Annotated in this window: 23 protein-coding genes, 3 pseudogenes and 1 riboswitch; of the genes and pseudogenes, 10 read left to right on the top strand and 16 right to left on the bottom strand. The window is 60.9% G+C overall.

Going from position 1 to position 23,203, the window contains the following annotated elements; genetic code table 11:
• Nucleotides 1-73 precede the first annotated feature (73 nt).
• The 3 genes and pseudogenes from GGI60_RS26405 to GGI60_RS26395 form a co-directional block, all read left to right on the top strand.
• On the top strand, nucleotides 74-1,159 hold the full coding sequence (locus GGI60_RS26405) for an HlyD family secretion protein (RefSeq protein ID WP_088396771.1): 1,086 nt from the start codon (nucleotides 74-76) through the stop codon (nucleotides 1,157-1,159).
• Nucleotides 1,160-1,186: 27 nt separating this feature from the next.
• Nucleotides 1,187-3,334, top strand: a complete 2,148-nt coding sequence (locus GGI60_RS26400) for a peptidase domain-containing ABC transporter (protein ID WP_054185923.1) — start codon at nucleotides 1,187-1,189, stop codon at nucleotides 3,332-3,334.
• Nucleotides 3,335-3,338: 4 nt separating this feature from the next.
• Nucleotides 3,339-3,957 (top strand): annotated as a pseudogene (locus GGI60_RS26395) (integrase core domain-containing protein); the annotation flags it as partial.
• Nucleotides 3,958-4,144: 187 nt separating this feature from the next.
• Here GGI60_RS26395 and GGI60_RS26390 read toward each other — a convergent pair.
• Both GGI60_RS26390 and nifH read right to left on the bottom strand, forming a co-directional pair.
• Complete coding sequence (locus GGI60_RS26390; RefSeq protein WP_183919271.1) at nucleotides 4,145-4,630, bottom strand: NifX-associated nitrogen fixation protein; 486 nt, start codon at nucleotides 4,628-4,630, stop codon at nucleotides 4,145-4,147.
• A gap of 251 nt (nucleotides 4,631-4,881) precedes the next feature.
• Nucleotides 4,882-5,074: pseudogene (gene nifH / locus GGI60_RS32195) on the bottom strand (nitrogenase reductase); the annotation flags it as partial.
• Between the two features lie 904 nt (nucleotides 5,075-5,978).
• On the opposite strand from nifH, the gene GGI60_RS26385 reads away from it, so the two are divergent.
• Nucleotides 5,979-6,314: a helix-turn-helix domain-containing protein gene (locus GGI60_RS26385; protein ID WP_007635986.1), complete on the top strand. Its 336-nt coding sequence runs from the start codon at nucleotides 5,979-5,981 to the stop codon at nucleotides 6,312-6,314.
• Nucleotides 6,307-7,554, top strand: a complete 1,248-nt coding sequence (locus GGI60_RS26380) for a type II toxin-antitoxin system HipA family toxin (protein WP_183919272.1) — start codon at nucleotides 6,307-6,309, stop codon at nucleotides 7,552-7,554. Before GGI60_RS26385 ends, GGI60_RS26380 begins: the two co-directional genes overlap by 8 nt.
• A 194-nt stretch (nucleotides 7,555-7,748) precedes the next feature.
• Here the strand turns inward: GGI60_RS26380 and GGI60_RS26375 are convergent, their stop codons facing one another.
• The 4 genes from GGI60_RS26375 to thiO are packed head-to-tail and all read right to left on the bottom strand — an operon-like array spanning nucleotide 7,749 to nucleotide 10,336.
• Nucleotides 7,749-8,390, bottom strand: a complete 642-nt coding sequence (locus tag GGI60_RS26375) for a thiamine phosphate synthase (RefSeq protein WP_183919273.1) — start codon at nucleotides 8,388-8,390, stop codon at nucleotides 7,749-7,751.
• Complete coding sequence (locus GGI60_RS26370) at nucleotides 8,387-9,160, bottom strand: thiazole synthase (RefSeq protein WP_183919274.1); 774 nt, start codon at nucleotides 9,158-9,160, stop codon at nucleotides 8,387-8,389. The genes GGI60_RS26375 and GGI60_RS26370 overlap by 4 nt, the downstream gene beginning before the upstream one ends.
• A gap of 1 nt (nucleotide 9,161) precedes the next feature.
• Entirely contained in the window at nucleotides 9,162-9,359 is a 198-nt protein-coding gene (gene thiS / locus GGI60_RS26365) for a sulfur carrier protein ThiS (RefSeq protein WP_007635990.1), read from the bottom strand.
• A complete protein-coding gene (gene thiO / locus GGI60_RS26360) occupies nucleotides 9,356-10,336 on the bottom strand; it encodes a glycine oxidase ThiO (protein ID WP_183919275.1) in 981 nt (326 codons plus the stop codon). The genes thiS and thiO overlap by 4 nt, the downstream gene beginning before the upstream one ends.
• Before the next feature lie 244 nt (nucleotides 10,337-10,580).
• A riboswitch (TPP riboswitch) is annotated at nucleotides 10,581-10,711 on the bottom strand.
• A 647-nt stretch (nucleotides 10,712-11,358) separates the two neighbouring features.
• Between thiO and GGI60_RS32820 the strand changes: the two are divergent.
• Nucleotides 11,359-11,694: pseudogene (locus tag GGI60_RS32820) on the top strand (hypothetical protein); the annotation flags it as partial.
• Nucleotides 11,695-11,838: 144 nt separating this feature from the next.
• On the opposite strand, the gene GGI60_RS26355 reads toward GGI60_RS32820, so the two are convergent.
• Both GGI60_RS26355 and GGI60_RS26350 read right to left on the bottom strand, forming a co-directional pair.
• Nucleotides 11,839-12,252 carry a hypothetical protein gene (locus GGI60_RS26355; protein ID WP_183919276.1) on the bottom strand — a complete coding sequence of 138 codons (414 nt, stop codon included), beginning with the start codon at nucleotides 12,250-12,252 and terminating at the stop codon, nucleotides 11,839-11,841.
• 9 nt (nucleotides 12,253-12,261) lie between these two features.
• On the bottom strand, nucleotides 12,262-12,810 hold the full coding sequence (locus GGI60_RS26350; RefSeq protein WP_183919277.1) for a hypothetical protein: 549 nt from the start codon (nucleotides 12,808-12,810) through the stop codon (nucleotides 12,262-12,264).
• Between the two features lie 255 nt (nucleotides 12,811-13,065).
• Here GGI60_RS26350 and GGI60_RS26345 point away from each other — a divergent pair, with 255 nt between their 5' ends.
• The 4 genes from GGI60_RS26345 to GGI60_RS26330 all read left to right on the top strand — a co-directional run bounded on the left by GGI60_RS26345 (nucleotide 13,066) and on the right by GGI60_RS26330 (nucleotide 17,037).
• Nucleotides 13,066-13,233, top strand: a complete 168-nt coding sequence (locus tag GGI60_RS26345) for a hypothetical protein (RefSeq protein WP_007636000.1) — start codon at nucleotides 13,066-13,068, stop codon at nucleotides 13,231-13,233.
• An 88-nt stretch (nucleotides 13,234-13,321) separates the two neighbouring features.
• Entirely contained in the window at nucleotides 13,322-14,290 is a 969-nt protein-coding gene (locus GGI60_RS26340) for a hypothetical protein (RefSeq protein ID WP_183919278.1), read from the top strand.
• Nucleotides 14,291-14,313: 23 nt separating this feature from the next.
• A complete protein-coding gene (locus GGI60_RS26335) occupies nucleotides 14,314-16,248 on the top strand; it encodes a flagellar biosynthesis protein FlhA (protein WP_183919279.1) in 1,935 nt (644 codons plus the stop codon).
• Between the two features lie 213 nt (nucleotides 16,249-16,461).
• A complete protein-coding gene (locus tag GGI60_RS26330) occupies nucleotides 16,462-17,037 on the top strand; it encodes a pectate lyase (RefSeq protein WP_245303157.1) in 576 nt (191 codons plus the stop codon).
• Between the two features lie 60 nt (nucleotides 17,038-17,097).
• Here the strand turns inward: GGI60_RS26330 and GGI60_RS26325 are convergent, their stop codons facing one another.
• The 8 genes from GGI60_RS26325 to GGI60_RS26290 are packed head-to-tail and all read right to left on the bottom strand — an operon-like array spanning nucleotide 17,098 to nucleotide 23,201.
• Complete coding sequence (locus GGI60_RS26325; protein WP_183919280.1) at nucleotides 17,098-17,895, bottom strand: EscU/YscU/HrcU family type III secretion system export apparatus switch protein; 798 nt, start codon at nucleotides 17,893-17,895, stop codon at nucleotides 17,098-17,100.
• The gene (locus GGI60_RS26320) at nucleotides 17,882-18,691 is read right to left on the bottom strand and encodes an EscT/YscT/HrcT family type III secretion system export apparatus protein (protein ID WP_088396745.1); all 810 of its coding nucleotides are present in this window, start codon (nucleotides 18,689-18,691) and stop codon (nucleotides 17,882-17,884) included. The genes GGI60_RS26325 and GGI60_RS26320 overlap by 14 nt, the downstream gene beginning before the upstream one ends.
• A gap of 10 nt (nucleotides 18,692-18,701) precedes the next feature.
• Nucleotides 18,702-18,971, bottom strand: a complete 270-nt coding sequence (locus GGI60_RS26315) for a flagellar biosynthetic protein FliQ (protein ID WP_183919281.1) — start codon at nucleotides 18,969-18,971, stop codon at nucleotides 18,702-18,704.
• A 59-nt stretch (nucleotides 18,972-19,030) separates the two neighbouring features.
• Entirely contained in the window at nucleotides 19,031-19,684 is a 654-nt protein-coding gene (gene sctR / locus GGI60_RS26310; protein WP_088396743.1) for a type III secretion system export apparatus subunit SctR, read from the bottom strand.
• A complete protein-coding gene (locus GGI60_RS26305) occupies nucleotides 19,684-20,703 on the bottom strand; it encodes a FliM/FliN family flagellar motor switch protein (protein ID WP_088396742.1) in 1,020 nt (339 codons plus the stop codon). Before GGI60_RS26305 ends, sctR begins: the two co-directional genes overlap by 1 nt.
• Nucleotides 20,700-22,019 carry a FliI/YscN family ATPase gene (locus GGI60_RS26300; RefSeq protein ID WP_088396741.1) on the bottom strand — a complete coding sequence of 440 codons (1,320 nt, stop codon included), beginning with the start codon at nucleotides 22,017-22,019 and terminating at the stop codon, nucleotides 20,700-20,702. Before GGI60_RS26300 ends, GGI60_RS26305 begins: the two co-directional genes overlap by 4 nt.
• Nucleotides 22,012-22,575 carry a type III secretion system stator protein SctL gene (gene sctL, locus GGI60_RS26295; RefSeq protein ID WP_088396740.1) on the bottom strand — a complete coding sequence of 188 codons (564 nt, stop codon included), beginning with the start codon at nucleotides 22,573-22,575 and terminating at the stop codon, nucleotides 22,012-22,014. The genes GGI60_RS26300 and sctL overlap by 8 nt, the downstream gene beginning before the upstream one ends.
• Nucleotides 22,572-23,201: a hypothetical protein gene (locus GGI60_RS26290; protein WP_088396739.1), complete on the bottom strand. Its 630-nt coding sequence runs from the start codon at nucleotides 23,199-23,201 to the stop codon at nucleotides 22,572-22,574. The genes sctL and GGI60_RS26290 overlap by 4 nt, the downstream gene beginning before the upstream one ends.
• Between the last annotated feature and the right edge of the window lie 2 nt (nucleotides 23,202-23,203).

The following is a 23,203-nucleotide window of genomic DNA, read 5'->3' as shown; positions in this document are numbered from 1 at the left end:
AGCAGTTCCCCTTTCTGCTGAAACGGCCAGCTGCACCGCAGAAAGCATACTGTCGCGACGATCAGGACGATCCCTGAGCATTTATAGGGCGATCTTGCTCTTCGTCGTCGCGGCATTTGGCTCACTGCCACTCGTCACCATACCGGTCTCCATGCAGAGTGCCGGTACTATTCGCCCGATCGTGGAGAAGACGCCCCTGATAGCGCCCGTCTCCGGACGCATCTCCCGTGTCCTTGCCTTTGAGAACGATGTCGTTGCTAAGGGGAAGGAAATAATCGCCTTTGACGATCATGTAATCGAGGAAAAGCTCAGCGGCGTTTTAGCCGACATTCATGCCAAGAGCGATCTTGCCCATGACTTCCAAACGCTGATTTCTTCCGGCGCAAGGATCAGCGTCTCGTCCCCCCTCCAAACCGAATCCGCGACGGCTGAAAGGGTGCATTTTCTCAACTTGCTGCGCGAGAACCAATATGCGCGCAGTAACGCCGCGGCGGAACTCGACCGCGCAAAGCGACTTGTCTCGGCTGCTGCGGCGCCGGCGAAGGCCGTTGACGAGAAGGCTTTCGCTCTCCAAAATATCGAGGTCCAAGGGGAGATCCTCGTGCGACGCAAAACCGCTGATTGGAACCAGAAGCTCCTTGATGCTAACCTGCGCTTAAAGGAACTCACGGCCACCTTGCATCAGCTCGAGCACGAACGGGACCTGCACCGCATCCGCGCCCCAGTATCGGGTGCTCTCGAGCAGTTCTCCGGCCTCGCGCACGGAAGCTACGTTCAGATCGGGCAAACCGTTGGTTGGATCTCGCCGAACGACGATCTGGTGGCGGAAATCTACGTCTCCCCCAACGACATTGGCTTTGTGCAGGCTGGTCAGCCGGTGCGGCTCCAAGTGGATGCCTTTAACTACAACCAATGGGGTGTCATCAAAGCAAGGGTGCTCGAGGTGGCGCAGGACTTCACTCTGCATGACGGGAACCCGGTCTTCAAGGTCCAGTGCGCGCTCTCTCGCAGCGATCTCGCGCTAAAGAGCGGGGCCATCGGCCACCTGAAGAAAGGCATGACCGTGCGGGCTCGCTTTCTGTTGGCCAATCGCACTCTCCTGCAACTGCTCTACGACGAGGCAGACGATTGGCTCAACCCGATGCTGGCGGGGCGCTAATATTGTCCCAACAGTCAGCGAGCCTCCATGTCGAGTAAGGCCATTAAGTTCAAGCAGCGTGACATCACGGATTGCGGCGCCGCCAGCCTTGCTTCTGTCGCAGCCTTCTACGGCTACAAGTTGCCATTGGCGCGCATCCGCCAGTATGCGTCGACCGACCGCTCCGGTACGAGCGTGCTGGGGCTCACGGAGGCGGCGCAGAAGCTGGGCTTCATCGCGAAAGGCGTCAAAGGTGGCTTCGACAGCCTGTACAAGATCCCTAAGCCCGCTATCGCGCACGTCGTCAAGGAGGGCCTGCACCATTTCGTAGTGGTCCATGCGATCGACGCCAAGTGGGTTATCGTCATGGACCCGGCCTTTGGCCAAATCTGCAAAGTGCCGCATCAGGAATTCATGGAGCAATGGACCGGCGTCCTGGTTCTGCTGGTTCCGGCAGACACATTCAATCGCCGAGACGAGACCACGTCGCCCCTCGCCCGATTCGCCCGCCTACTCGCGCCACACCGCACGGTGATGGCGCAGGCTCTCGCCGGCGCGCTGGTGACGACCGTCCTCAGTCTCTCGACGGCGATCTACGTTCAGAAGATCGTTGATCACGTGATCCCAGCGGGAAACCGCAACCTGCTCAACTTGATGAGCATCGCAATGCTGCTGATCCTAGTGATACAGATCCTGATCAACCTCCTAAGAGGCCGACTCGTCCTGCAGACGGGGCAGAAGATCGACGTCTGCTTGATCCTCGGCTATTACAATCACATCCTGGCCCTGCCCCAGAAGTTCTTCGACAGCATGCGCATGGGAGAAATCGTGTCGCGCATGAACGACGCTGTGAAAATCAGGAGCTTCCTGAACGACGTTTCGATAAATATGTTTGTTGACGTTTTAATGATACTGTTCTCGTTCGGGATGATGTTCATCTATTCTTGGGATATTGCTTTGATCGTGGCGCTCGCCATTCCAATGTACATCCTGGCATATTGGGCCATCAATCGGATGAACAGAAATCTCCAACGTGTCATCATGGAAAATGACGCCAAACTCGAGGCGCAACTGGTAGAATCACTCGGAGCCGTCTTCACCATTAAGACTTCCGGCGTCGAGAGCTTCGCAAACTTCAAAATGGAGACCCGCTTCGTAAAGATGCTGCATTCCGTTTACAGCTCCGGGCTGATCTTAATCTGCGGCGACAACGCCTCGACGTTCCTGTCGGTCCTGTTCACCATCGTGCTGATGTGGTTTGGAACCACGCTTGCGCTCGAACAGGCCGTCACGCCCGGCGAATTGCTGTCCTGCTATACGTTGCTTGGCTATATCACCCGGCCGGTCGCCCGCCTGATCCAGACCAACCGGATCGTTCAAGACGCGTTTATCGCGGCGGATAGACTTTTCGAGATCTTTGAACTGGAGTCGGCAAGCAGCAGCGGCATCGATGCCACGAAGACCGATCTCGGAGATATTCGCCTGGAGAACGTCACGTTCCGCTATGGCGCGCAGGCGGAGGTTTTCAGCGATCTAAGCGTCTCCTTTCGCCAAGGAGAGTTGACGGCCGTCGTGGGTGAGAGCGGCTCGGGCAAAAGCACCCTTGCGGCTCTGCTGCAGAATGTCTACCAGCTTGAGGATGGATGCATTCGGATCGGCCAATATGCCCTCCAGGACCTCTCGAGCGCATCACTGCACAAGGTCATGGCTGCAGTACCGCAATCGATAGACGTCTTCTCCGGTTCCGTGATCGAGAACATCGCCCTGGGCGAGTTCGAACCGGAGTTCGATAAGATCGTACGTATCTGTGATCGAATAGGACTGCGGGAGTGCATCGAGCGCTGGCCCGGGCGGTTCCAGGCCCATCTGGGCGAGAACGGGGTTCGCCTCTCCGGAGGCGAGAAGCAGCGCCTCGCATTGGCTCGGGCCCTGTACCGGGATCCCGACGTTCTAATCCTTGACGAAGCGACCTCCTCCCTGGACTCGGCAGCCGAAGAATTTGTGCTGCGGGTTGTTGAGGATCTGTCTCGCGCTGGGAAGACCATCATAGTCATCACTCATCGGTTGAGGACCGTTCGTGGGGCGGACAATATTGTGGTCTTGGACAAGGGGCGGGTCATCGAGGAGGGAAAGCACGCTGACCTGCTGAAAACTGATGGTCCTTACGCTCGATTGTGGCGGGCGCAAAGGTCTTGATCCGTGTAGGCCATGTCGGCTCGAAGCGGGGATTTTGTCCAAGTTGAAAAACGGTTGCGAACGTCATGGTTTATCGGCGACTGTTCGTCTGCTTCGGCGGGAGGGAGAGCCGCCTGGGGTCAACCGCATCTACCCTCTCTATTGCGAAGAAGGACTTTTCGTTCGCAACCGGAAAGCCAGGCGGCATGCTGTCGGCGCGCGCGCCCGGTCCTGGTCGAAGCGAAAGCCGATGCCCGCTGGTAGCTGGATTTCGTTCACGACCAGTTCGCTTGCGGAAGGCGGTTTCGCGTGCTCAACATCGTCGACGATGTGACGCGCGAATGCCTGGCGGCGATCCCGGACACCTCGATCTTGCGTCGTCGCGTCGCTCGAGAGCTGACGACCCTCATCGAACGACGCGGCAAACTCGCAATGATCTCTCGGACAAGACCTCGAATGCCACCCTTGCCCGGTCGAAAGATCATAAGCTCGAGTGGCACGACATCACGCCGGGAAGCCGATGCAAAACGCTTATGTCGAGAGCTTCAACGGCAGATGCGCGACGAGCTGGTCAACCAAAGCCTCTTCCTCGTCCGCCAAATGCCCGAAGCGCCATTGCCGAATGGGCTGAGCAGCCAATACACGTCGCTTGATCAGTGCTTGTAAGATACGCCGGAGCCAAGAGGAGCCGTAACGAGTAGTGAACGCACTGTCATGCGGGCTCCTCCATGTCGCCCCCCGCGCCAAGAGCTGTAAGGTCCCCTTTGATCGGCTTGATTGCTGGCCAGATTAGCGAAGAATTCCGCCCTATATGAGCCATTTCAACCGCACTCAAACGCGCGCTACATCTGAATAGGTCTTAATTGTTGTTAAGCCATTATCGACCAGGCCAGTTCCCGCCTCGGCAAGCTTTCGCAGGTTGTCGAAGCCAAATCGATGCACGTCGCGGAGCGTCTTCGACAGTACGACGAGCCGCCCAGCCGTAAGTAATATCCGACCGAATCCCTCATGGTTCACAGTCAACACCGGTGACGCGATCAGTCCGGACTGCTCCTCTATAGCAAGTGCCACAGCGGCATAGAAGATCTCAAGCCGCCACTGCACCTCCAGGTCAGGTCCCCCGATGAGAGGAATCGCCCTACGCTGCTGCCTCGTCACGATGAAATCACAGACCAAATCGGCGTCCGATTTTTCTTGCCACAATTCAAAGGTGTCTTGAGCACGCATCAGTCGCAAGAGACACTTAACGAAAGGCGTGCTGAGAGCGTCTTTCTCATCTAATAGAGCATTGTCGGGGACAGGGGTGACGTTTGACATCAGCTTAAATCCTCCTGAGTGCTGGATGCGGTTTAACCACGGCCACACCCGCCTCCGATAACACCTTCCTTAAAATGGTGCGACAAATGGGACCTGTGGCGAAACGCAACTTGGCCCGGACGAAAGACATGGCCCCCTCGAAACCGGGCGGCCGCAACAACACCGGCAAGCGGCTGGCATGCGCCGACGGGGTTGACGAAAAGCGCTTCACAAGCGAGATTCCGTCTCGATATTTCAGTGGCGGTATGTTTCTCCGCGAACTCCAGATCCTCAACCGGACCTATTCGCCGCCAGTTGTAACACCGTGTCCTGGGCTTTCGGATTTAGAATTAGGCGGGTTGAATCAGCTTCTCGAGGTCGACAAGGGCAGTGGGCGTATTTTGAGAGGCCGTGAACTTGCCGATACCCCTTTCCGTAGAGTGCGAACTGACGCAGACCTGCCATGTATTTCCCTTTCAAGATTCAAAAGACTTCGACCGTACGCGACACGTTCCACCACGGGGATTGCTCGCCGCTTAGTTCTAGGAGTTCAAGACTCATGCCAGTCTCCTCCGGTGAGGTTCGGAACACGGAATCTGTAATATTTTCCGCTTCTTAGCTAGCCTATGAAGGATTAATCGAGGACAGCATTGTTGTGAACCGGACAAGATGCGGTGGGGATCGTAACGGAGATGTAACATTGAAGGAATGGCATACCGGTGCAGCGGCGGAAGCCTATCTCTCCGGCCACGTCAGCAACCAAATGCCGCTTAGGCGCAATGTCCGGGCGCTTGCGAGGTGCAGCCGGCCGATCTTCGCTGCTTGGCGATTAAACGGCGCGTCCCAGTGCTCCCTGGATCCCGGCTTTAGACATGATCTCCTTCGTGCGTGAGACGATGGGCTCCGAAACCCGCATGCATCACTGGCCGAAGCTCCCCTCCGCAGCGGCCGTCATGGAGCAGCGCCCGCTCGGCATGACCGCTGAGGCGATTTTCGTTGTTCCCGGTCATTTGCTTTGCACAGCCCGGAAGAGCGTTTTTGATACCTTATGCGAACGTTCGTAACTTTATCAGGGACAAGGGGGACCTGGCGGCAAGCGGGACGCCGAACGATATCGACTCCACCATCTTTGACGTTGCCAAAGATACGGTTCACTTTCCGCTTGCTTGCTTGCTTGCTTGCTTGCTTGCTTGCTTGCTGATGAAGTTTAGGGTGAGAATTGGACACCGCTAGTTAATCGCAGGATTGCTCGGCAAACGAACCAGACGGGGTGGCGCTCGACGAACGGCTTTTCTACCTGACCATCCCTCTGGCAAAATTGTCATCTTCGTGCTACATATTAGGCCTATCTGCAGTGCGAAGGTGACAAATGCCTACACCTCATAACCCTCCGGCCGCTGTGCGGCGCGCGCTGCGCAAACTGGGCGCAGACATCCACGACGCACGTCGACGTCGCCGCCTGCCTATGGCGGTAGTAGCCGAACGTGCCTTCACCTCACGCTCAACGCTTCAAAAGATCGAGGCCGGCGACACCAATGTCAGCATCGGCATCTATGCAGGCGTCCTCCAGGCACTCGGCCTGCTAGTTGGGCTGAGCCAAGTCGCCGACATCAGTAACGACAGCGTCGGCCAATCTTTGGCCAGTGCGGAGTTGCCCAAGCACGCTCACCCAAAGCGATCGCCGGGATCGTCACGCGATGGCTGATTTTGAAGTTCATCTCGACCTTCACGGTCACACCCGTCCGATCGGACTGGCGCGAAGCAATCGCGTCCGTGGTGCCGAAACGATCGTGTTTGAGTATGACCGTGCCTGGCTAGAGGACCCCGGCCGCTTCTCGCTGGAGCCCGCTCTAGCTCTGAGCCGGGGAGCGTTCGCCCCACCCGCCGGCCTCGCAAACTTTGGCTCTATTGGTGACTCGGCACCCGATACATGGGGCCGACGCCTCATGCAACGCTCGGAAAGGCGCATGGCTGAGCGCGATGGCCGGGCCGTTCGCACGCTGGCCGAAAGCGACTATCTGCTTGGGGTCGCCGACGAGATACGGCTCGGCGCGCTCCGGTTCCGCCGGGTTGGCGACGAGGAATTCCAGGCGCCGATCCGTGCCGGCGTTCCCGCCCTCATCGAGCTCGGCCGCCTACTGCAGATCACCGAACGTATTCTGCGCGATGAGGAAACCGACGAAGACCTCCAACTTATCTTCGCGCCTGGCTCCTCGCTTGGTGGAGCGCGTCCGAAGGCTTCTGTTATCGATCAACATGGCCATCTCTCGATCGCCAAGTTTCCTAAGGAAACCGACGACTACAGCATGGAGACATCGGAAGAGGTCGCTCTGCAACTGGCTGAACAAGCCGGCATTGTCACGCCCCTCCACGAGCTCATCGACGTCGCCGGCAAGAAGGTCATGCTCTCGCGTCGCTTCGACCGTGATGGTGCTGTCCGGATCCCCTTCCTGTCCGCGATGGCGATGATGGGCGCAAAGGACGGCGAGCGTGGAAGCTATCCGGAGATCGTAGACGCCTTGGCCGAACACGGCGCGCAGGGAAAGACCGATGCGCACGCGCTTTATCGCCGCGTCGCCTTCAATGTGCTGATTTCCAACGTCGATGACCACCTGAGAAATCACGGCTTTCTGTGGCTCGGCAAAGCCGGCTGGTCGTTGTCCCCTGCCTATGACCTCAATCCAGTGCCTACTGACGTCAAGGCGCGCGTCCTGACGACCAACATAGATCTTGATGAGGGCACCTGCTCCCTTGATCTGCTGGAAGAAACTGCCGGGTTCTTCGCCCTCACGCTCGCCCAGGCTCGCGCGATCATTAAGGAAGTCGCGACCTCCACAGCAAGGTGGCGCGAGACCGCAAAGGCGGTCGGTGCGCGGTCAGCCGAGATCAACCGTATGGCCAGTGCGTTCGAGCACGATGATTTGCAGCGAGCGCTAACTCTATGAAGAGAGCCTTACTTCAAAGTTTCGACCCGCCCTCGGCCAGCCCGATCACTGAACCACTGCGGCATCGTTGCGTTGCAAAGATCGGATGTTCGATAGTAACCTTCCGATGGTGCCTCAGTCAGCGTCTGAACCAGCGAGCGGTGGTCGCGAGCCCCTGACGCATCCGCCTTTTGGTCCTCTTTATTGTTGCCTTTTCATTGTAGAGAGCCCAGGTGCGGCCTCTCAGTCACGGACCGCCAAGGCGCGGTCGCGGCCAGCCACTGTCGTGTGCGGGCTTCGGGATCGGGGTTGCGGGTGATATCGGTGACCACGGCAGCGGTATCGGCGCCGTTTTCCAGTACCAGCGGCGCGCGCTCGGCGGTGATCCCGCCGATGGCAACGAGCGGCATCGGCCCGACACGCCGCCGCCAGTTCGCAATGCGTTCGACGCCTTGTGGCGTCCATCTCATCTCTTTGAGCACCGTGGGCCAGACCGGTCCGAATGCCACGTAATCCGGACGGGCGGCCAGCGCCGTCTCTAGTTCCGCTATGTCGTGCGTGGAAAGGCCGAGCTTCAGGCCGGCGCGGCCGATTGCAGCCAGATCGGCTGCCGCCAGATCCTCCTGCCCGAGATGGATGAAATCGCATCCCTCATCGATCGCGAGCTTCCAGTAATCGTTGACGATCAATCGGCAGTCCGCTGCCGCGCAGGCGGCTTTCGCACGCCGGATCTCCTCGCGAAGCACCGGCTCTGGCTGGTCCTTGATGCGCAGCTGGACGAGTTTGACGCCGAGCGGCACGAGACGCTCGACCCAGTTGGCGCTGTCGACGATGAGATAGAAGGGATCGAGCTTCATGAAAAGGCGGCCTTTCCGATGACGGGAGTGGAAGGAACGGCCATGTCGCGCGGCTCCAGCGGCACGGCGCCATGCGCGATGCGGCCGGCATTGATGGCAAACGCGAAGGCCTCGGCCATGGCGGCGGGATCACCCGCGCCGGCAACGGCGGTGTTCAGAAGAACGGCATCATAGCCGTATTCCATGACGGCGGCGGCATGAGATGGGCGGCCGATGCCGGCATCAACGATGAGCGGCACATCCGGAAAATGTGCTCGGAATGCCCGCAGCGCCATCGGGTTCACCGCTCCCATGGCAGAGCCGATCGGCGCGCACCAAGGCATCAGGACGCGGCAGCCGGCGTCCAGCAGCCTTTCGGCGACGACAAGATCGTCGGTCGTATAGGGGAAGACGTGAAAGCCCTCGCCGGTCAGGATGCGTGCCGCCTCGACGAGGCCGAAAACATCGGGCTGCAGCGTATCGTGATGGCCGATCACTTCGAGCTTGATCCAGTCGGTGCGGAAAACATCGCGCGCCATCTTCGACGTCAGCACAGCCTCCTGCACGCTGTGGCATCCGGCCGTGTTGGGAAGCACGCGCACACCAAGCTCGCGGATCAGCTCAAAGAAGGCGCCGCCCGCCTTGCCGCCGACGGCCTCGCGCCGAAGCGAAACAGTTACAATTTCGGTCTTCGATCGTCTCACTGCTTCCGCAAGCACGGCCGGAGACGGGTAGCGGGCGGTGCCAAGCAGCAGCCGGGAATGGACCTCGACGCTGTAAAGTTTCAGCATCTTAGCCTCCTTGCATCGGTGAGAGAATTTCAATGCGGTCGCGCTCGCCAAGCATGAAATCGACGCGATCCTCGCGGTGTACCAGTTCGCCGTTCACCGCGGTTGCGAGCCACCCGCCTTCGTAGTCCAGAGCGAGAAGCAGATCTGCGAGCGTCGCGGCCGCGACCTGTTGTTCCTCGCCATTGATGATGAAGGTCATGGCGCCCTCCTTTCCGCTTGTTCTGTTAGAAGAAGCCGCGCCACCTCTCCGGCCATGGCCGGCGCCAGCAGAAAGCCGTGGCGATAGAGGCCGTTGACATGGAGGGTGCGTCCCTCCTGTGTCACACGCGGCAGATTGTCGGGATAAGCGGGCCGCACGCCTGCGCCGGTTTCCGTAACCCGTGCCTCGCCGAAGGCAGGATGCAAGGCGTAGGCGGCGTTCAGCAATTCCATCAGCGAACGCGCGGTAACCGGGCCGGCATCGTCGCTTTCGATCATCGTCGCACCGACCATGAAGCAGTTCTTTTCGCGCGGCACGATATAGATCGGGTGGCGCGGATGCAGCAGGCGGACGGGGCGAGAAAGGCTGACCTCGCGCGTTTCGACGCAGAGCATCTCGCCTCGAACACCACGCAATTCGGGCAGTTGGCCAATCTGGGCGGCACCGGTGCAGTCGATCACCCGGTCATAATGGGCAACGTTCGCATTGCCCGTGACGCCGAACACGAGAAGCACGCGGGCGTTCTCCAGTCCTGCCGCAAGTCCCGAGAGCGCCTGCCGTGGATCGAGGTGCGCTTCCTGCCGGAAGAACAACGCCCTGCGGAAGCGGCCGGCGAGATCAGGCTCCAGAGCTGCGATCGCCGCCTCGTCCAGCCATTCCCATCCGCTTGTGCGGCGGGAAAAGCGGTCCAGCTCGGCGGTATCTCGCCCACCCGCGACCACCAGCGTTCCTCGGCGTTTGACGTGGCCGGGCAATGCTGCCTCCCACCAATCGGCGGCATTACGACCGAGCGTCAGCACCGGTTCCTCCGCACTTTCCCGTTCGCACCACGGGGCGAGCATGCCGCCGGCAAGGCCGGAGGCGCCGCCCCCGACCTTGTCGGCCAGCTCCGTAAGGGTGACACGGAAGCCTTGGCGATAAAGCTGCCAGGCCACGGTGAGGCCGGCAACGCCGGCCCCCTTGACAAGAACGCGCATGGTCATCCTCCAATCGGTATTTTAGCGGCCTCTACGACCGACATGTAAAGATCGCCGCCCTGTCGGTATTTCGCCGCCATCGCGTCCAGCCTTCCGCGACACTGGCAGCGGGCCGGTGGTGACGGTTGGGGTGAAGTTTTTTGCGGCAATGTCATAGTTTGAGGCTCCAAATTGAAAGTTGGAGACCCAGTCAGCCGGAATGATGAAAAGACGCCGGCATGGATTCCACGCGTGAATCCGAAGCCTTGGAGCGCTTGCACCGTCCCTACGCCAGTATGAACTGGATCAGGTTCAACGGGTCACTGCGCCACAACAAGCAACACCTTATTGTTCAGCAGTATCTCAGCCCCTTGCCGGGCCCCCCTGGTGAATGCCGCCATGAAAGACCGGAGCTGCCCTTCTGTCAAGCAAGGCCTAATGCATATTTTTCTTGCTCGTCAAGCATGACGGCTTCCCGTCTAAAATCGCCGTTGAAACCGGAAGTCTCCGTGCCTCCGCTAATTGCATTTCACAAGCGCGATATGCGCGCCGCAATAGGAACCTAACTGGCGGATATTCGCCACCTCCACCGAGGCGAGAAATGCCGGGCCCGCCCCTTCCTTAAGACAGGTTCCTTCGGCCCGCGAAGGTGCTTTTAGCTTTGTCGATTGCGCAGGCTCTCAGTGCGCGAGCGCTTCCGCCACCCGAATCCCACCGGCTGGATCCGAATCGACCCCACAAGCAGCGCGATCACGCCGTCCCCGACGATCCATTATGCGATCTTCCTCGTCCAAAACGTGAGCTCCATAGCAACAAGCCGGAGCGCTGGCCTCGAAATCGCGCCGTGCCACGACGTAGGAACGTCCTGAGCGGAAGCGGATGTCGACTGTCCTCTAGAGCCAATATCGGTTTCTCGGGGGAAGCTTCATGCGGTCGAGACCTCATTTTTTTGGATATGGTACGCGCGTTGTACTATCGCGGCGGGAAATCCGGAGAGGGGCATGCAATATGGCCAAAGGTTGGTGCTGTGAGCAGCACCTCGGCTGATCATCGGGGCTGCCGCAGTAGGCGCTTCGGGCGGTATAGCCATTGCAGACTTCGAAATTCCTGAACTGCTAATCGCCGCGCTGTTTGAGGGCGTTATCATTGGCATGGCCGTTGAGCAGTTCCTAGCTACGATGAGCAAACAGGCTTGGCGGGAGAAAAACAGATGGCGGTCGGAGGAAACGCGCTGGAATGAGCGTGCCGTACTCGGACCCTGGCTTAAGACACCAGCTGCGGAGCCATTACGGCCGGTCGACGCCGCGGATCAACTCCGTATCGTGATGCGCTCGAAGTTCACCATCCAGCCATTGCTGAACAAGAGGGGAGCCCGGGTAGGTTTCGCATTCGTAACGTGAGCACTAATTTCAAGCTGAGGCTGAACATCAATGATCAAGCGATGACGCGGAACGTTGCATCAGGACAGCGGTTACGCTGGTTCGCTGCCAAGGCGGTTGGTTCATCTGCTGGTTCTTAGCTCTCTACCGGTCGACTTTCTCCGCTGCTTCAAGCGAAAATTCGGCGCGCAATACCGCCTTCTGTGCTCGCGAAAAATCGGCGGCGGCTTGTTCTGCCCGCTCTTGCGCGGCGCACCGGGCGTCTTTGCGCTGCGCAAGCGATCGGCCGGCATCGGCTTCATGGCTGCGCAATACGGATTGTCGCATCAACGCGTCCTGAAGCTTGGCGGCGGAGATAACGCCGCTCTTGCGCAATTCGTCGACGATAGGATTGCCTGCGGCCCGGCTTGCTGCGATGTCGAGCGCTTCGGAGGCTTTCGCTTCCCGCTCCCGCGCGTTTTCGGCGTCCGCCCGCGCCTCGGAGAGGCTGCGGGAAAGATTGTCCGCCCGCAGGCTGCGGATCTCCAGTAACTGCCTGAGAGACTTCAGCGCCTTCATATCAGCCGCTCAGGCACCGTTGTTCGTCGTCAGGATTTCCAGCTGGCCGCCCTTGATGACCTTGATGCTGTCGGCTTCCTGCCGGCTCAGCACGTCTTCGACGGCCTTGGTGAAGACGGCGGGGCCGCGCACCAGCACCAAGCCGCTGGCGGGATCTTCACGCAGTGCATCGTCCGGCAGTAGCGGGAACAGCGCGCGAATGGCGTTTTGCTCGGTCTTCCAGCTGCGGTCGCCGCGATCGAGGACAACGGTGGAGACCTCCTGCTTAGGCGCGATGATGATGCGGCTGCCGTCATAGGCGACGAAGAGATTGCTGGCATCGCCAAGCTTGACGAAGGCCTTGGCTCCGCTTTCTCGGACGGACCAGTGCTCGACCTTGCCGCTCAGCGTCCCGACTGTCGTGACCGGGATGCCAGACATGAAGGACAGCGTCTCGACGACATCGCCAAGCGGCAGGGAGACGACATCCAGGCGCACCTCCCGCTCGCCGGCGCCGGCTGATGGAGGAAAGGAGACCAGCAGTCCGATAGCGGCCATGTAAACAAAACGCGCAAACATCTGAGTTTACCTCACGATCCGGATGCCGCCCGACAACTAATGAACGAAGGAAATCAGGGGGCTGCGAAATCCAGTCTGTTATTAATTATCTGATCTACTGTTGCAGATGATCGGTCCGCTGGGAACAGGACGGATATCCATTTCGCGCAATTGTTGTACATATCGCGAATTAATAACTTTTTAACATAAGCTATTGAATTCGATCCGGAATTCTGCAAGGTTTTGGCCGCCAAAACCATGCAAGGAGTTCAAGACATGGCTACCAGCACTAGTACTTCGACACTCGATGCGGGTATCGGCTCGGCGATTTCCGCCTTCAAGTCGGCCCAGAACGAAGCGACCGCGCAGAGCCTGCAGGTTGCAACTGAAATCACCAAGATCAACGGCGTCGCAAACGCCATCAAGAAGATCGGCCCAGGCTGATTGAAACAATGGCGCGACGGGTTCGCCCGTCTCGCTTCCCCGCTCTCGAAGACAATAAAAGCCGCTCGACGGACGGTTCGGGAACAAGATGGCTATGAATCTAGATCCCTCTTCGCCGACATTCAGAGGTAACGCCGGCAACGCTGCGACAGGCCGCGGCGGACCGGTCTTGCGTATCACGCGCGCCGGGCGCAGCTCCATTCTGCCGTTGACGGCGGAGCGGCAGGTTGTCGGCGGCAGCGCCGATTGCGACCTGATCATCCTCGGCGCCAAACCGGAACCCGCCTTTGCCATCAGTCTGCAGCGCTCCCGCGGCTCCGACGCGGTGTCGTTGACCGCGCTGCGGGATGACGTGGTGATCGATGGTCATTCCATCCCGCGTGATCGAACGATGAGCCTTACAACGAGACAGAGCATCTCCTTCGACGGCACGGCCTGCGAACTCGAAGGTCTCGGCGCCGGGCGCGGGCGGTTCGCGCGACGCCGGATTGCGGCTGCCGGCCTTCTCGGGCTCGCGGCGATGCTTTTGCTGGTCGGCCTTTACAACAGCGACGCGCCGGCTCACGAAGGCCCGGCCGTCAGGGTTTCCGCCGCACCCGAACCGGCGCCGTCATCGGCGGCGATCGCTGCCGAAATCCGCCAGGCCATTCGCATGGCTCAGCTTCCCCAAGATCTGAGCATCGTCGCCACCGCCGACGAAATTCGCATCGGCGAAGGATCGCGGCCTCTCGGCCTGCCCGACAAGACCAAGCTGCGCAGCATCATCGCCTCGATGAGCCGGCGCGGTTCCGTTTCCATCGTCGATCTCACCGCCTTCTCTTCCGGTCTCGACGGCTTCGTCGCCGCCGCCGGCTATACGCCAGTCAGGTTCATCATCGGCTCCGACGGCCGCCGATACGAGGAAGGCGATGTCGTTTCGAGCGGCTGGCGGATCAAGGAGATCGGCAAAGACCAGATGATCGTTTCCCGTGACAGTGAGGACGATACGGTCAATTTCGCCTCCGCCGGCAGTGCCGAGCCGAAGCTCGCCGAAATTTCCAGCAGCGAACAAGAATAGGCGATGGCGTCGGAAGCCGGATCATGAAGGTAAGGTCATCCGCCATCGCCATGCTTGCGCAGCGCACCGATATGCTGCTTGCGGTGTTTTTCGCCTCCGTCGTGACGATGATGGTGCTGCCGCTTCCGACAATCGTTCTGGACGTGCTGATCGCCTTCAATCTCTCCTTCGCTTTCGTGGTGCTGATCACCACGACCTATCTGAAGAGCGTGCTTGAAATCTCGACCTTTCCCGCGGTCATTCTGATCGGCACGCTGTTCCGCTTGGCCTTGACGATTTCCTCGACGCGGCTCGTGCTGACGGATGCCGATGCCGGCGAGATCATCATGGCCTTCGGCGATTTCGTCGTTGCGGGAAATGTCGTCGTCGGCCTGATCATTTTTCTGATCGTGGCGCTGGTGCAGTTCATCGTGGTGACGAAGGGCGCCGAGCGTATCGCCGAGGTCGGCGCGCGTTTCACGCTCGATGCTATGCCGGGCAAGCAGCTCGCCATCGACAGCGACCTGCGCAACGGCCATATCACCACGGAAGCTGCGCAAAAGCGCCGGTCGCGTCTCGAACAGGAGAGCCAGTTCTTCGGCGCGATGGACGGCGCCATGCGCTTCGTCAAGGGCGATGCGGTCGCAGGATTGGTGATCGTCGCCGTCAATCTCATAGGCGGCCTGGCGATCGGTATCTTCCAGAAGGGGCTGAGCTTCGCCGAGGCTGCCCATCTCTATACGCTGCTGTCGATCGGCGACGGTCTGGTGTCGCAGATTCCGTCGATTCTGATGGCAGTCTCGGCCGGTATCGTCGTGACCCGCGTGTCCGATGACGGCAACGGCAGTCTCGGCAGCGATATCGGCCGCGAACTCTTCCGGGAGCCCCGCGCATTGACGATTGCGGCGGCGCTGACGATCTGCGCGGGCTTCGTCCCGGGATTTCCGACGAGCGTGCTCGCCGCGATCGGCCTGTGTCTGGCGGGCCTAGCCTTCATGATTCATCGCCGGCGCGCGGGCCCTGCCGCGGCCGGATCGGCGAATGCCGTGGAAAGCGCCAATTCCTATCCGCTCGACAGGGCGAAATATGGCGATCCCGTCATCGCCACCGGCGCGGTGGAAACGCTGGCGCGGCTTGAGGCGATGCGGCTCGGCGAAATGCTGGACGCGCGGATTCGCCTGGCGGCGCGCGCCGTCGGCGTCTCCGTGACGGTGCCGACGTTCAACGCCGATCCCCGCATGGCCGAGGATCTGATCCATCTTCAGGTCGAAAATGTGCCCGCCGGCCTCGTCAACTGCGGTCCTGAACGGACGGCCGAACAGATTGCCGACGACATCGTGCGCATCGTCCGCCGCCATATCGGCGCCCTGTTCAGCGTCGACGACGCGGCACAATGGCTGGGGAGCCTCGAACCGCGTCTCGGCAAACTGGCGATCGACGTCGCCACCCAGGTGCCGCTGATGCTGACGGTCGCGGTCGTCAGGCGCCTGCTGGATTCCGGCGTGACGCTTTCCCAGCCGCGCGGACTGCTGGAAGTGATGCTGCACGCCGGCACCGATCACGCGCCGGATGCCGTGGCCGAAATGGCGCGCGCCGCGCTGGTCAAGCAGATCGCCTTCGGGCTTCTCGACCGGCGCGGATTGCTGCCGGCGCTGGTGCTTCCGGCCGAATGGGACCACTTCATCCGGTCCTATGATGCCGCTGGAGCGACCGAGAAGATCGAGATAGCCGAAAGACTGCGCCTGCTGGCCGAAAAAGCCAGGCAGGCTCTCGAGGACACCAACGAGCGGGGTTACGATCCCGTCATCATCGTGCCGGGCGAATGGCGCCTGCTCACCCAGACGCTGATGATCCACCACAACTGCCGCATTCCGGTGCTGGCGGCGGCGGAGATCGACAGGGATATAACGATCGAAACCGTCGGAGAGATCGGGCAAATCCGGAACGCTGCCGGCTCCAAACAGAGGCCAGGCTCATAGAGCAGGTGAAGTAGACGAGACCAACTGGGGTGAATGCAATGTGTGGCGTAGATGGACAAAGGCCCATAGACTTCGACAGAACGTCCCGTTTCGACCTTGAGTCCGGTTGCCTTGGCGGCAGCAATAGGGCCGACACGGATTTCACCGCCATCCGAACCCGCAAGGTTTCGCCCTTCGAAGATTTCTCCGGCAACCCGCCGATGCTGACTTCCTATGTGCCGGAATTCGCGGGAAACGTCGGAAAACGGCACTGAGTCCGACCCCAAGGATGTGCTGCGCAAGCACATCAACTGGCAGTCAGACTCCGACGAGAAACAGGCCACGACTTTGCAGACCACGACGGAAATGCCCGACCTCTCGAAAGAGGGCAGCGTCATCGTGGTCAATGAGCCGATCGTCGTGGATGGAGGCGTGTTCGACGGCAAGGGGGCGACCTATACGGCCTCGTCCAAGCTCGGCGATGGCGGCCAGTCCGAAACCCAATCGCCGCTGTTCATTTTCAAGAACGGCGCGACGCTCAAGAATGTCAATCTCGGCGAGAATGGCCCCGACGGCATTCACGTCTATGGCGGCCCGACGCTCGAAAACGTCAATTGGCAGAATGTCGGCGAGGATGCGCTGACGGTAAAAAGCGCCGGCGACGTCACCATCGATGGCGGGGCGTTCTCCAACGGCAGTAACGTCTTCCGCACCGACAGCTCGCTTGCCGGCGCGACGTTCCTGTCCGAGATCACGCTGGACGATGTGAAGAATTGTACGCGTGTGGGTGACAATCAATCGGGCGTTTGAGACGCCCGACGACTGGAACCGCAAATTGAGATCAAGCGGGCGCCTTAGGCTCCCGCTTTTTCATTGCCGGGCAGGCCCTTGCCTGCGCGGCGAGCTGCTACGCATTTCCGCGCCGATCTGCTGGCGCGCCGATTTCAGCTTCGGGTCCCCCTGAGTATCCTTGTATTCGCGCCGCGCCTCCGTCCTGGTCATCCGGTGTTCGTGCCTGAACAGCGCGCGCGAAATGCGAATATCCAAAAACGCCGCCGCTACCATGATGCCGGCGGCAATGACGAGGATCGAGCCGAGGAGATGGGCTGCCGCGGAGAGCGTGCATGCTTCTCTGCAAAGAGGCGACCAGAAGATGCTGTTGAGAAAATAGAGGATCGCACCGCCGCCGGCCGCCGCGAGCAGGACAAACTTGACGAGCCCCTTGACGAACTCAGCGATGCTCGCGAGCGAAAAAAGCCTCTTGATGCCCTCGAACGGATTGAGCCGGTTAAAATCGAAGCTCATATGTTTGAACGATACGGGAAACCCCTGCCCGTCGAGGATCGCGACCAGGATGGTTGCGGCAAGACCTATGGCAAGCGGCAGCCAGATGAGATCGAGCAGCGCCACGCCGGTTTCGCTCAAGCCGACAGTGACGGCGTCGGAGAGGTCGGCCCGCGCGGCGGACTGCAGGCCGGCATCGAAACTGCGGGTGAAATCCTCGAGGATATCAGGCAAGCCCCAGGTGACGTAGACGGCGATGGCAAGGACGGAAATCGCAACCGGGATTTCCTTCGAGCGGGGAACCTGGCCCTCGCGCCGAAGACGATCGAGCTTCACCCGGCTCGGCGGCAGGGTTTTTTCCTCGGTATCGTCATTTTTGGCCATCGGTCACCTCCAGCATGGCTTTGACCTCGTTGAATCCATCGATCCAGAGATCGTGGAAATAGCTGGAGATGAAGGCCGTGTAGATCACGAGGATGACCATGACCGCGAAGTTCTTGATGGCCGGCAGGCTGTCGTTCAGCGGGAATTGTTTGGACGAGCGGCCGACGAAGGCCAGCGATAATTCAAGCGCGCAGGTGACGATCATGAACGGGGCGGCGAGTAACCCGGCCGCTTTGAACAGCCGGCCGAAAACACCTGATATCATGTCGAGCGGATCGTCGGGGATAGTGGGCATGAGCTTGAAGAGCGGCCAGAGCTCGAAGGACTTATAGAAGATCGTGACCAGATCGATGATGCCGCCGGCACTGACGAAAATCACCAGGGCGATCGACATCATCAGCGAGCCGAGCGGCGCGGTTTCCAGCGCGTTGATCTGGTCGAAGAGATTGGCGGCATTGGCGCCGCGATAGACATCGGTCATATCGCCCGCCGCCTGGGCCGCCCAGAAGGGAATGCCGAGCCCCATGCCGATCAGCGCCCCGAAGCAAAGCTCCTTCATCGAAAGGGTGGCCAGATCGAACCAGGACGTATCTCCGAGAGCCAGCACCGAATAGGCGAAGGCGACGGAGGGCGCCGAAAGGCCGATTGCCAGGCCGAAACGCAGAATGCCGACGATGCTGAACAGCGAGAAGAGCGGGAAGATCAGCAGGATCCCGAGCGCACGCGCGGCGCCGAGCATGGCTGCGGCCGGTGCCGCGACCTCGATGCCGACGAGCGGAAGATGATCCGGCCCCATCCGCCTCGCCTCACTGAACCATGGTCGGGAAGTCGTTGAGGATATGAACGGAATGTTCGATCAGCGGCGTTGCCAGCACCCGGCCGAACAGCAGCAGGGTGATGGAGATCACGAAAATCTTGACGATCTGCGCGATGGTCTGCTCCTGGATCTGCGTCGCCGCCTGGAAAATGGCGATGATCAGCCCGAGAAGCGCGGCCAGGCCCAGAATGGGGCCGGCCAAGGCGAAGGTCGCCATGACGGACATGCCGATTTCGGCTGCGACCTTGTCTTCACCCATGACGGCAAGCCTTTCGCGTGGCAGGCACGCGAACCGGGGTTTTCGGGAAGGGGCGATGCTCACTGCGCATAGGACAGCACCAGACCTTCCAGCAATCGCCGCCAGCCATCGATCGAGACGAACAGCAGCAGCTTCAGCGGTGTCGACACCACGGTCGGGGACATCATCTGCATGCCGAGCGCCACCAGAATGGCGGAAACGGCAAAGTCGATCATCAGAAAGGGCAGATAGATCAGAAATCCGATTTCGAAGGCCCGCGTCAGTTCCGAAACGAGGAAGCTCGGCGTCAGCACGGTGATGTCATCGGAGGCAATGGGGGTTGCCGGCGCGTTTGCCCAGATCTTCTGCGACGCCTGCACGAAAAATTCGCGCACCTCGGCGTCGGAAAATTTCAGCATGAAATCCTTCAGCGGTGCCGCCACCTTGATCATGCCGTCCACCATGCCACTGACCGTGCCGAAATCGCCGCTATGGGCGAGCAGCAATTGCCAGCTGTTTTGCAGCACCGGGTTCATCACGAAGGCCGAGAGCACGATGGCAATCGCAAAGACCAGGAGATTCGGCGGCGTCTGTTGGATGCCGATCGCATTACGCACGATCAGCAGGACGACCGAAATCTTGGTGAAGGAGGTCGCGATCACGGCAATAACCGGCAGCATCGAGATCGCCGCCATCGCCACGAGGCTCTGGGCAAGAGGAAAGCTCTGTTCCATCAGTCGTGCAGCGCCGTGACGCGAACGGCGCTCAATCCATCCACGGAGATGATTTCGCCCCGTCCGATAACGCGGCCTTGGGCGATGATATCGACGGCGTCCGACAATGGCCTGTCGAGGTTGAACACATAACCCTCGCCGATCATTTCGAGTGTGCGCAGCGGCAACTCCAGCCGTCCTGCATCGAAGACCAGCTTGATCGGGATGCTGTCGACAGGCGACGGACGCGGCTCGCCCTGCAATTCCTGATCGACGGTTTCATTTGTCATGAAATGCCTCATTGGTCCGGTTGGCGTCGACAGGAGTGGTTCGGTGAGGACCGCGCCTTTGTCCGATCGCATGCAGGTTGCAAGGTAACGTTCACCCGTGATCGCGACCACGGTCTCCGGTGCCCCGCCATCGATGACGATGCCGTCCCCCAACCGCAGGGATTTGATTTCACTGACCGACAGCACGGCATAACCGCGCCGGATGCTGACCGCCGTCGTCAGGACATTGAGCGTGCGGCGCGGCAGGCGGCTTGCCCAGCCGACCAGGCCGGCAAGGGCGGTTTCATCGAAGCGGCCGCTCAAGGGCAGGCTCATGCCGTTCCAGCCGATGTCGAAGCCGAAATTGCAGCTGACATCCGGCTGCGTCTCGGCGTCGATCTGCAGCAGCGACAGGCTCATGCCGATCCTATTCTCGATTGCCTCGAAAGCCTCGGCGAACAGGTGTTCGACCACGGCCGCCTTTTCAGACGGCGACAGTTTTTCCCATAGGAGCAGCGGTTCCAGTCTTTCGGCCAGCAGCCGCAATGCGCCGGCCGACGCAATCAGCATCTGCTCACGTTTACCGACGTGGCAGAGAATGCCGACCGGATCGGTGGTCCGCGCGGCTGCGATATCGGGGGCCAGCGGGCGAACGGAAAGCGTCTGCTCCCGGACCGGAATTTGCCAGGCGGCGCGCATCATCGTGCCGGAACGGGAAAAGAAGTTCCCGGCCATCGATGCGTGGGGCCATGCGGGCGCGGCGACATTCATCGGACAAGCTCATCGAGGGCTTCGACGATCGCGCCGAACGGCTGCGGCTTGCCCTGGCCGTCAAACAGGAAGCGCTGGATGAGGCCGTGTTTGGCGACGGCCTCGTCGACAGCGGCATCGCGCCCCTGGCGATATTCGCCGACGCGGATAAGCAGTTCCACTTCGTCATAGAGGGCAAGCAGGGCGCGCAGCTTGTCGGCTGCCTGGCGATGGCTCTCGCTCACCACCGCGCTCATCGTCCGGCTTCGGCTGGCCAGAACATCGATCGCCGGAAAATTGCCCGCCCTGGCAATCTTGTCGGAGAGCACGATATGGCCGTCCAGCAGCGACCTGGTTTCTTCGGCAATCGGATCGTCCTGCTCTTCGCCTTCGACGAGGACCGTATAGAAAGCCGTCATCGTGCCGTTTGCGCTGTTGCCGGCGCGCTCGAAGATCTGCGGCAAGACGGCGAATACGGAAGGCGGAAAGCCGCGCCGCACCGGCGGTTCGCCGGCAGCAAGTCCGACTTCGCGCAAGGCGCGGGCCATGCGGGTGACGCTGTCGATGACGAGCAGCACATGTTTTCCCTGCTCGCGAAAATATTCGGCGATCGCCGTTGCTGTCATCACCGCCTTGAACCGCTCCAGCGCCGGGCGATCGGATGTGGCGACAACCAGCGCCACATTCGACGGAACGCCTTCCGGCATGTTGCCGGCAACGAATTCGCCGACCTCGCGTCCGCGTTCGCCCACCAGGGCGCAGACGATCACATCGGCCTTGCTGTTGGCGACGATCTGGGACACCAGCGTCGACTTGCCGGCGCCGGGCGCGCCGAAAATACCGATGCGTTGGCCCTGGCCGCAGGTCAGCAATCCGTCCAGGGCAGCAATTCCCGAGGTAAACGGCTGGCGGATGGGGCGGCGCGACAGAGGATCGACCGGCTGGCCATAGAGCGGCTGCAGGAAGCGCGCGTCCTCGCCGCCGGGATTGGCGGAGGGACGCAGGACATTACCGTGTGCGTCGACGATCGCGCCGATTAGGAAACTGCCGACAGAGACCGTCGGTTCCCGGCCGGTCGGGATGATTTCCGTGCGCTGGGAGATGCCGCGGGTTTCGCCGTGAAGCGAGAGAAGCGCCGTCTCGCCGTCGATGCCGACGACATCGGCAAGGCCGATGCGACCCCTGCCCGGCTCATGCAGTTCACAAAGCTCGCCGATCCTGACCGAGGGGATGAGCGCCCGCACCAGCAGGCCCGACACACTCTTTACGCGGCCGCTCTGCCGCCGCACGTCCGTTTGTTCGAGTGTCCGCTCCATCCGAAGCAACGCGTCAACCATGGACGAGGGCCTCGGTCACGGTGGCGAGCTGGTCTTTCAAGCCGATCTGGCTTCGTCCCGCCGACGTCTCCAGAATAATCTCGCCGGCAGACATCAGCGGATCCGTTTCGATGGTGATGCGATGATCGATGTCCGCAATTGCCCGGGCGATCATGGCGGCATTGTCGGGGGCGACATGCAGGACGATCTCCTGCGCCTCAGCGGTCTGGGATATGGCGTGGCGGACCAATCGCCTCGTGCGTTCGTCGGCCTCCATCGATCCGAGGATCAGTCCGACCGATTTCAGAACCACCGCCTCGACCCAGCTGTCGAGATTGGCAATTTCCCGTTCGGCTTTTCCGAGCGAGGCGGCAAGCCGTGCGGCGGCATCGCGAACGCCCTGTTCGAACCCGTCGCGATAGCCGTTTTGGGCGGCTTGCTCGCTGGCGGCTGCAAGTGTGGCCTGAGATTGGGCGGCGTCCCGTTGGGCAGCCTCCAGAATTTGCGCCGCCTCTGTGATCTGGCCGAAACTCTCCGCCGGAATGATGCGGTCGTGGCGTGCAAATCCCGAGCTCATCGTCCGGCGCCTTCCTTTAAGGCGGCGACCTCGTCGACGGCTGCCGCCGCCAGGGCGAGCGCCGGGCCCTTTAAGAGGGAAGCCGAGCCGTTTTCAGCCATGTCGCGCCAGCCCGCCGACCGCCAAGCCGCGGAGATCCGGTATTCGTCTGCCAGAAGTGCCAGCATCGACCAGCCATCGGCCTCGACGACCTGCCTTGCCTGCTCGCTCAACAGATCGAGCGGCGGCGTTGCCGCGGAAAGATTGATGTGGCCGAGAGCGAATGCGACCGCTTCCTCGCCGTAGGCGGCCCTGAGCCTCGTAAGGGTCGGGCGATCGACCGCGGGGCAGAAGGCTGCGAGATGATAGGCGAGGCCCGCCCGGAGCGCGGCCGTTGCGCGTCCGTCCGTGGCCATGGAAGTCAGGCGGCGGGCGCCGTCGGCAAACGTGGCGGGATCGCCATGGGCTTCCGCTATCTCAGTGAAAAGCCGCCGATGCAGCCGCGGCGACAGGGTGGATCCGTCGGCAAGGAGCGGCGCGATCCCATCCCATCGGGCGGCCGTCAGCATATCCGCGGAAAGCAGCGCTGCCTTGCGGATCCTCGCCGCATTCGAGATCGCCTCGCCGTCCGCACGCGGCGTGCGCATGC

Origin of the sequence: Rhizobium lentis, from assembly GCF_014200175.1 — a bacterium.
Lineage (GTDB): Bacteria > Pseudomonadota > Alphaproteobacteria > Rhizobiales > Rhizobiaceae > Rhizobium > Rhizobium mulingense.
The sequence above is the reverse complement of the archived record's forward strand: the minus strand, read 5'-3'. Positions and strand labels throughout refer to the sequence as shown.

Coding starts and splice junctions, on each gene's coding strand:
- sctL (WP_088396740.1), bottom strand. CDS start 22,575: ATGAGCTCGGGATTTGCACGCCACGACCGCATCATTCCGGCGGAGAGT.
- GGI60_RS26345 (WP_007636000.1), top strand. CDS start 13,066: ATGGCTACCAGCACTAGTACTTCGACACTCGATGCGGGTATCGGCTCG.
- GGI60_RS26290 (WP_088396739.1), bottom strand. CDS start 23,201: ATGCGCACGCCGCGTGCGGACGGCGAGGCGATCTCGAATGCGGCGAGG.
- GGI60_RS26370 (WP_183919274.1), bottom strand. CDS start 9,160: ATGCTGAAACTTTACAGCGTCGAGGTCCATTCCCGGCTGCTGCTTGGC.
- GGI60_RS26335 (WP_183919279.1), top strand. CDS start 14,314: ATGAAGGTAAGGTCATCCGCCATCGCCATGCTTGCGCAGCGCACCGAT.
- sctR (WP_088396743.1), bottom strand. CDS start 19,684: ATGGAACAGAGCTTTCCTCTTGCCCAGAGCCTCGTGGCGATGGCGGCG.
- GGI60_RS26325 (WP_183919280.1), bottom strand. CDS start 17,895: ATGGCCAAAAATGACGATACCGAGGAAAAAACCCTGCCGCCGAGCCGG.
- GGI60_RS26380 (WP_183919272.1), top strand. CDS start 6,307: ATGGCTGATTTTGAAGTTCATCTCGACCTTCACGGTCACACCCGTCCG.
- thiO (WP_183919275.1), bottom strand. CDS start 10,336: ATGCGCGTTCTTGTCAAGGGGGCCGGCGTTGCCGGCCTCACCGTGGCC.
- GGI60_RS26350 (WP_183919277.1), bottom strand. CDS start 12,810: ATGTTTGCGCGTTTTGTTTACATGGCCGCTATCGGACTGCTGGTCTCC.
- GGI60_RS26340 (WP_183919278.1), top strand. CDS start 13,322: ATGGCTATGAATCTAGATCCCTCTTCGCCGACATTCAGAGGTAACGCC.
- GGI60_RS26330 (WP_245303157.1), top strand. CDS start 16,462: ATGTGCCGGAATTCGCGGGAAACGTCGGAAAACGGCACTGAGTCCGAC.
- thiS (WP_007635990.1), bottom strand. CDS start 9,359: ATGACCTTCATCATCAATGGCGAGGAACAACAGGTCGCGGCCGCGACG.
- GGI60_RS26355 (WP_183919276.1), bottom strand. CDS start 12,252: ATGAAGGCGCTGAAGTCTCTCAGGCAGTTACTGGAGATCCGCAGCCTG.
- GGI60_RS26320 (WP_088396745.1), bottom strand. CDS start 18,691: ATGGGGCCGGATCATCTTCCGCTCGTCGGCATCGAGGTCGCGGCACCG.
- GGI60_RS26300 (WP_088396741.1), bottom strand. CDS start 22,019: ATGGTTGACGCGTTGCTTCGGATGGAGCGGACACTCGAACAAACGGAC.
- GGI60_RS26305 (WP_088396742.1), bottom strand. CDS start 20,703: ATGAATGTCGCCGCGCCCGCATGGCCCCACGCATCGATGGCCGGGAAC.
- GGI60_RS26390 (WP_183919271.1), bottom strand. CDS start 4,630: ATGTCAAACGTCACCCCTGTCCCCGACAATGCTCTATTAGATGAGAAA.
- GGI60_RS26315 (WP_183919281.1), bottom strand. CDS start 18,971: ATGGGTGAAGACAAGGTCGCAGCCGAAATCGGCATGTCCGTCATGGCG.
- GGI60_RS26385 (WP_007635986.1), top strand. CDS start 5,979: ATGCCTACACCTCATAACCCTCCGGCCGCTGTGCGGCGCGCGCTGCGC.
- GGI60_RS26375 (WP_183919273.1), bottom strand. CDS start 8,390: ATGAAGCTCGATCCCTTCTATCTCATCGTCGACAGCGCCAACTGGGTC.
- GGI60_RS26400 (WP_054185923.1), top strand. CDS start 1,187: ATGTCGAGTAAGGCCATTAAGTTCAAGCAGCGTGACATCACGGATTGC.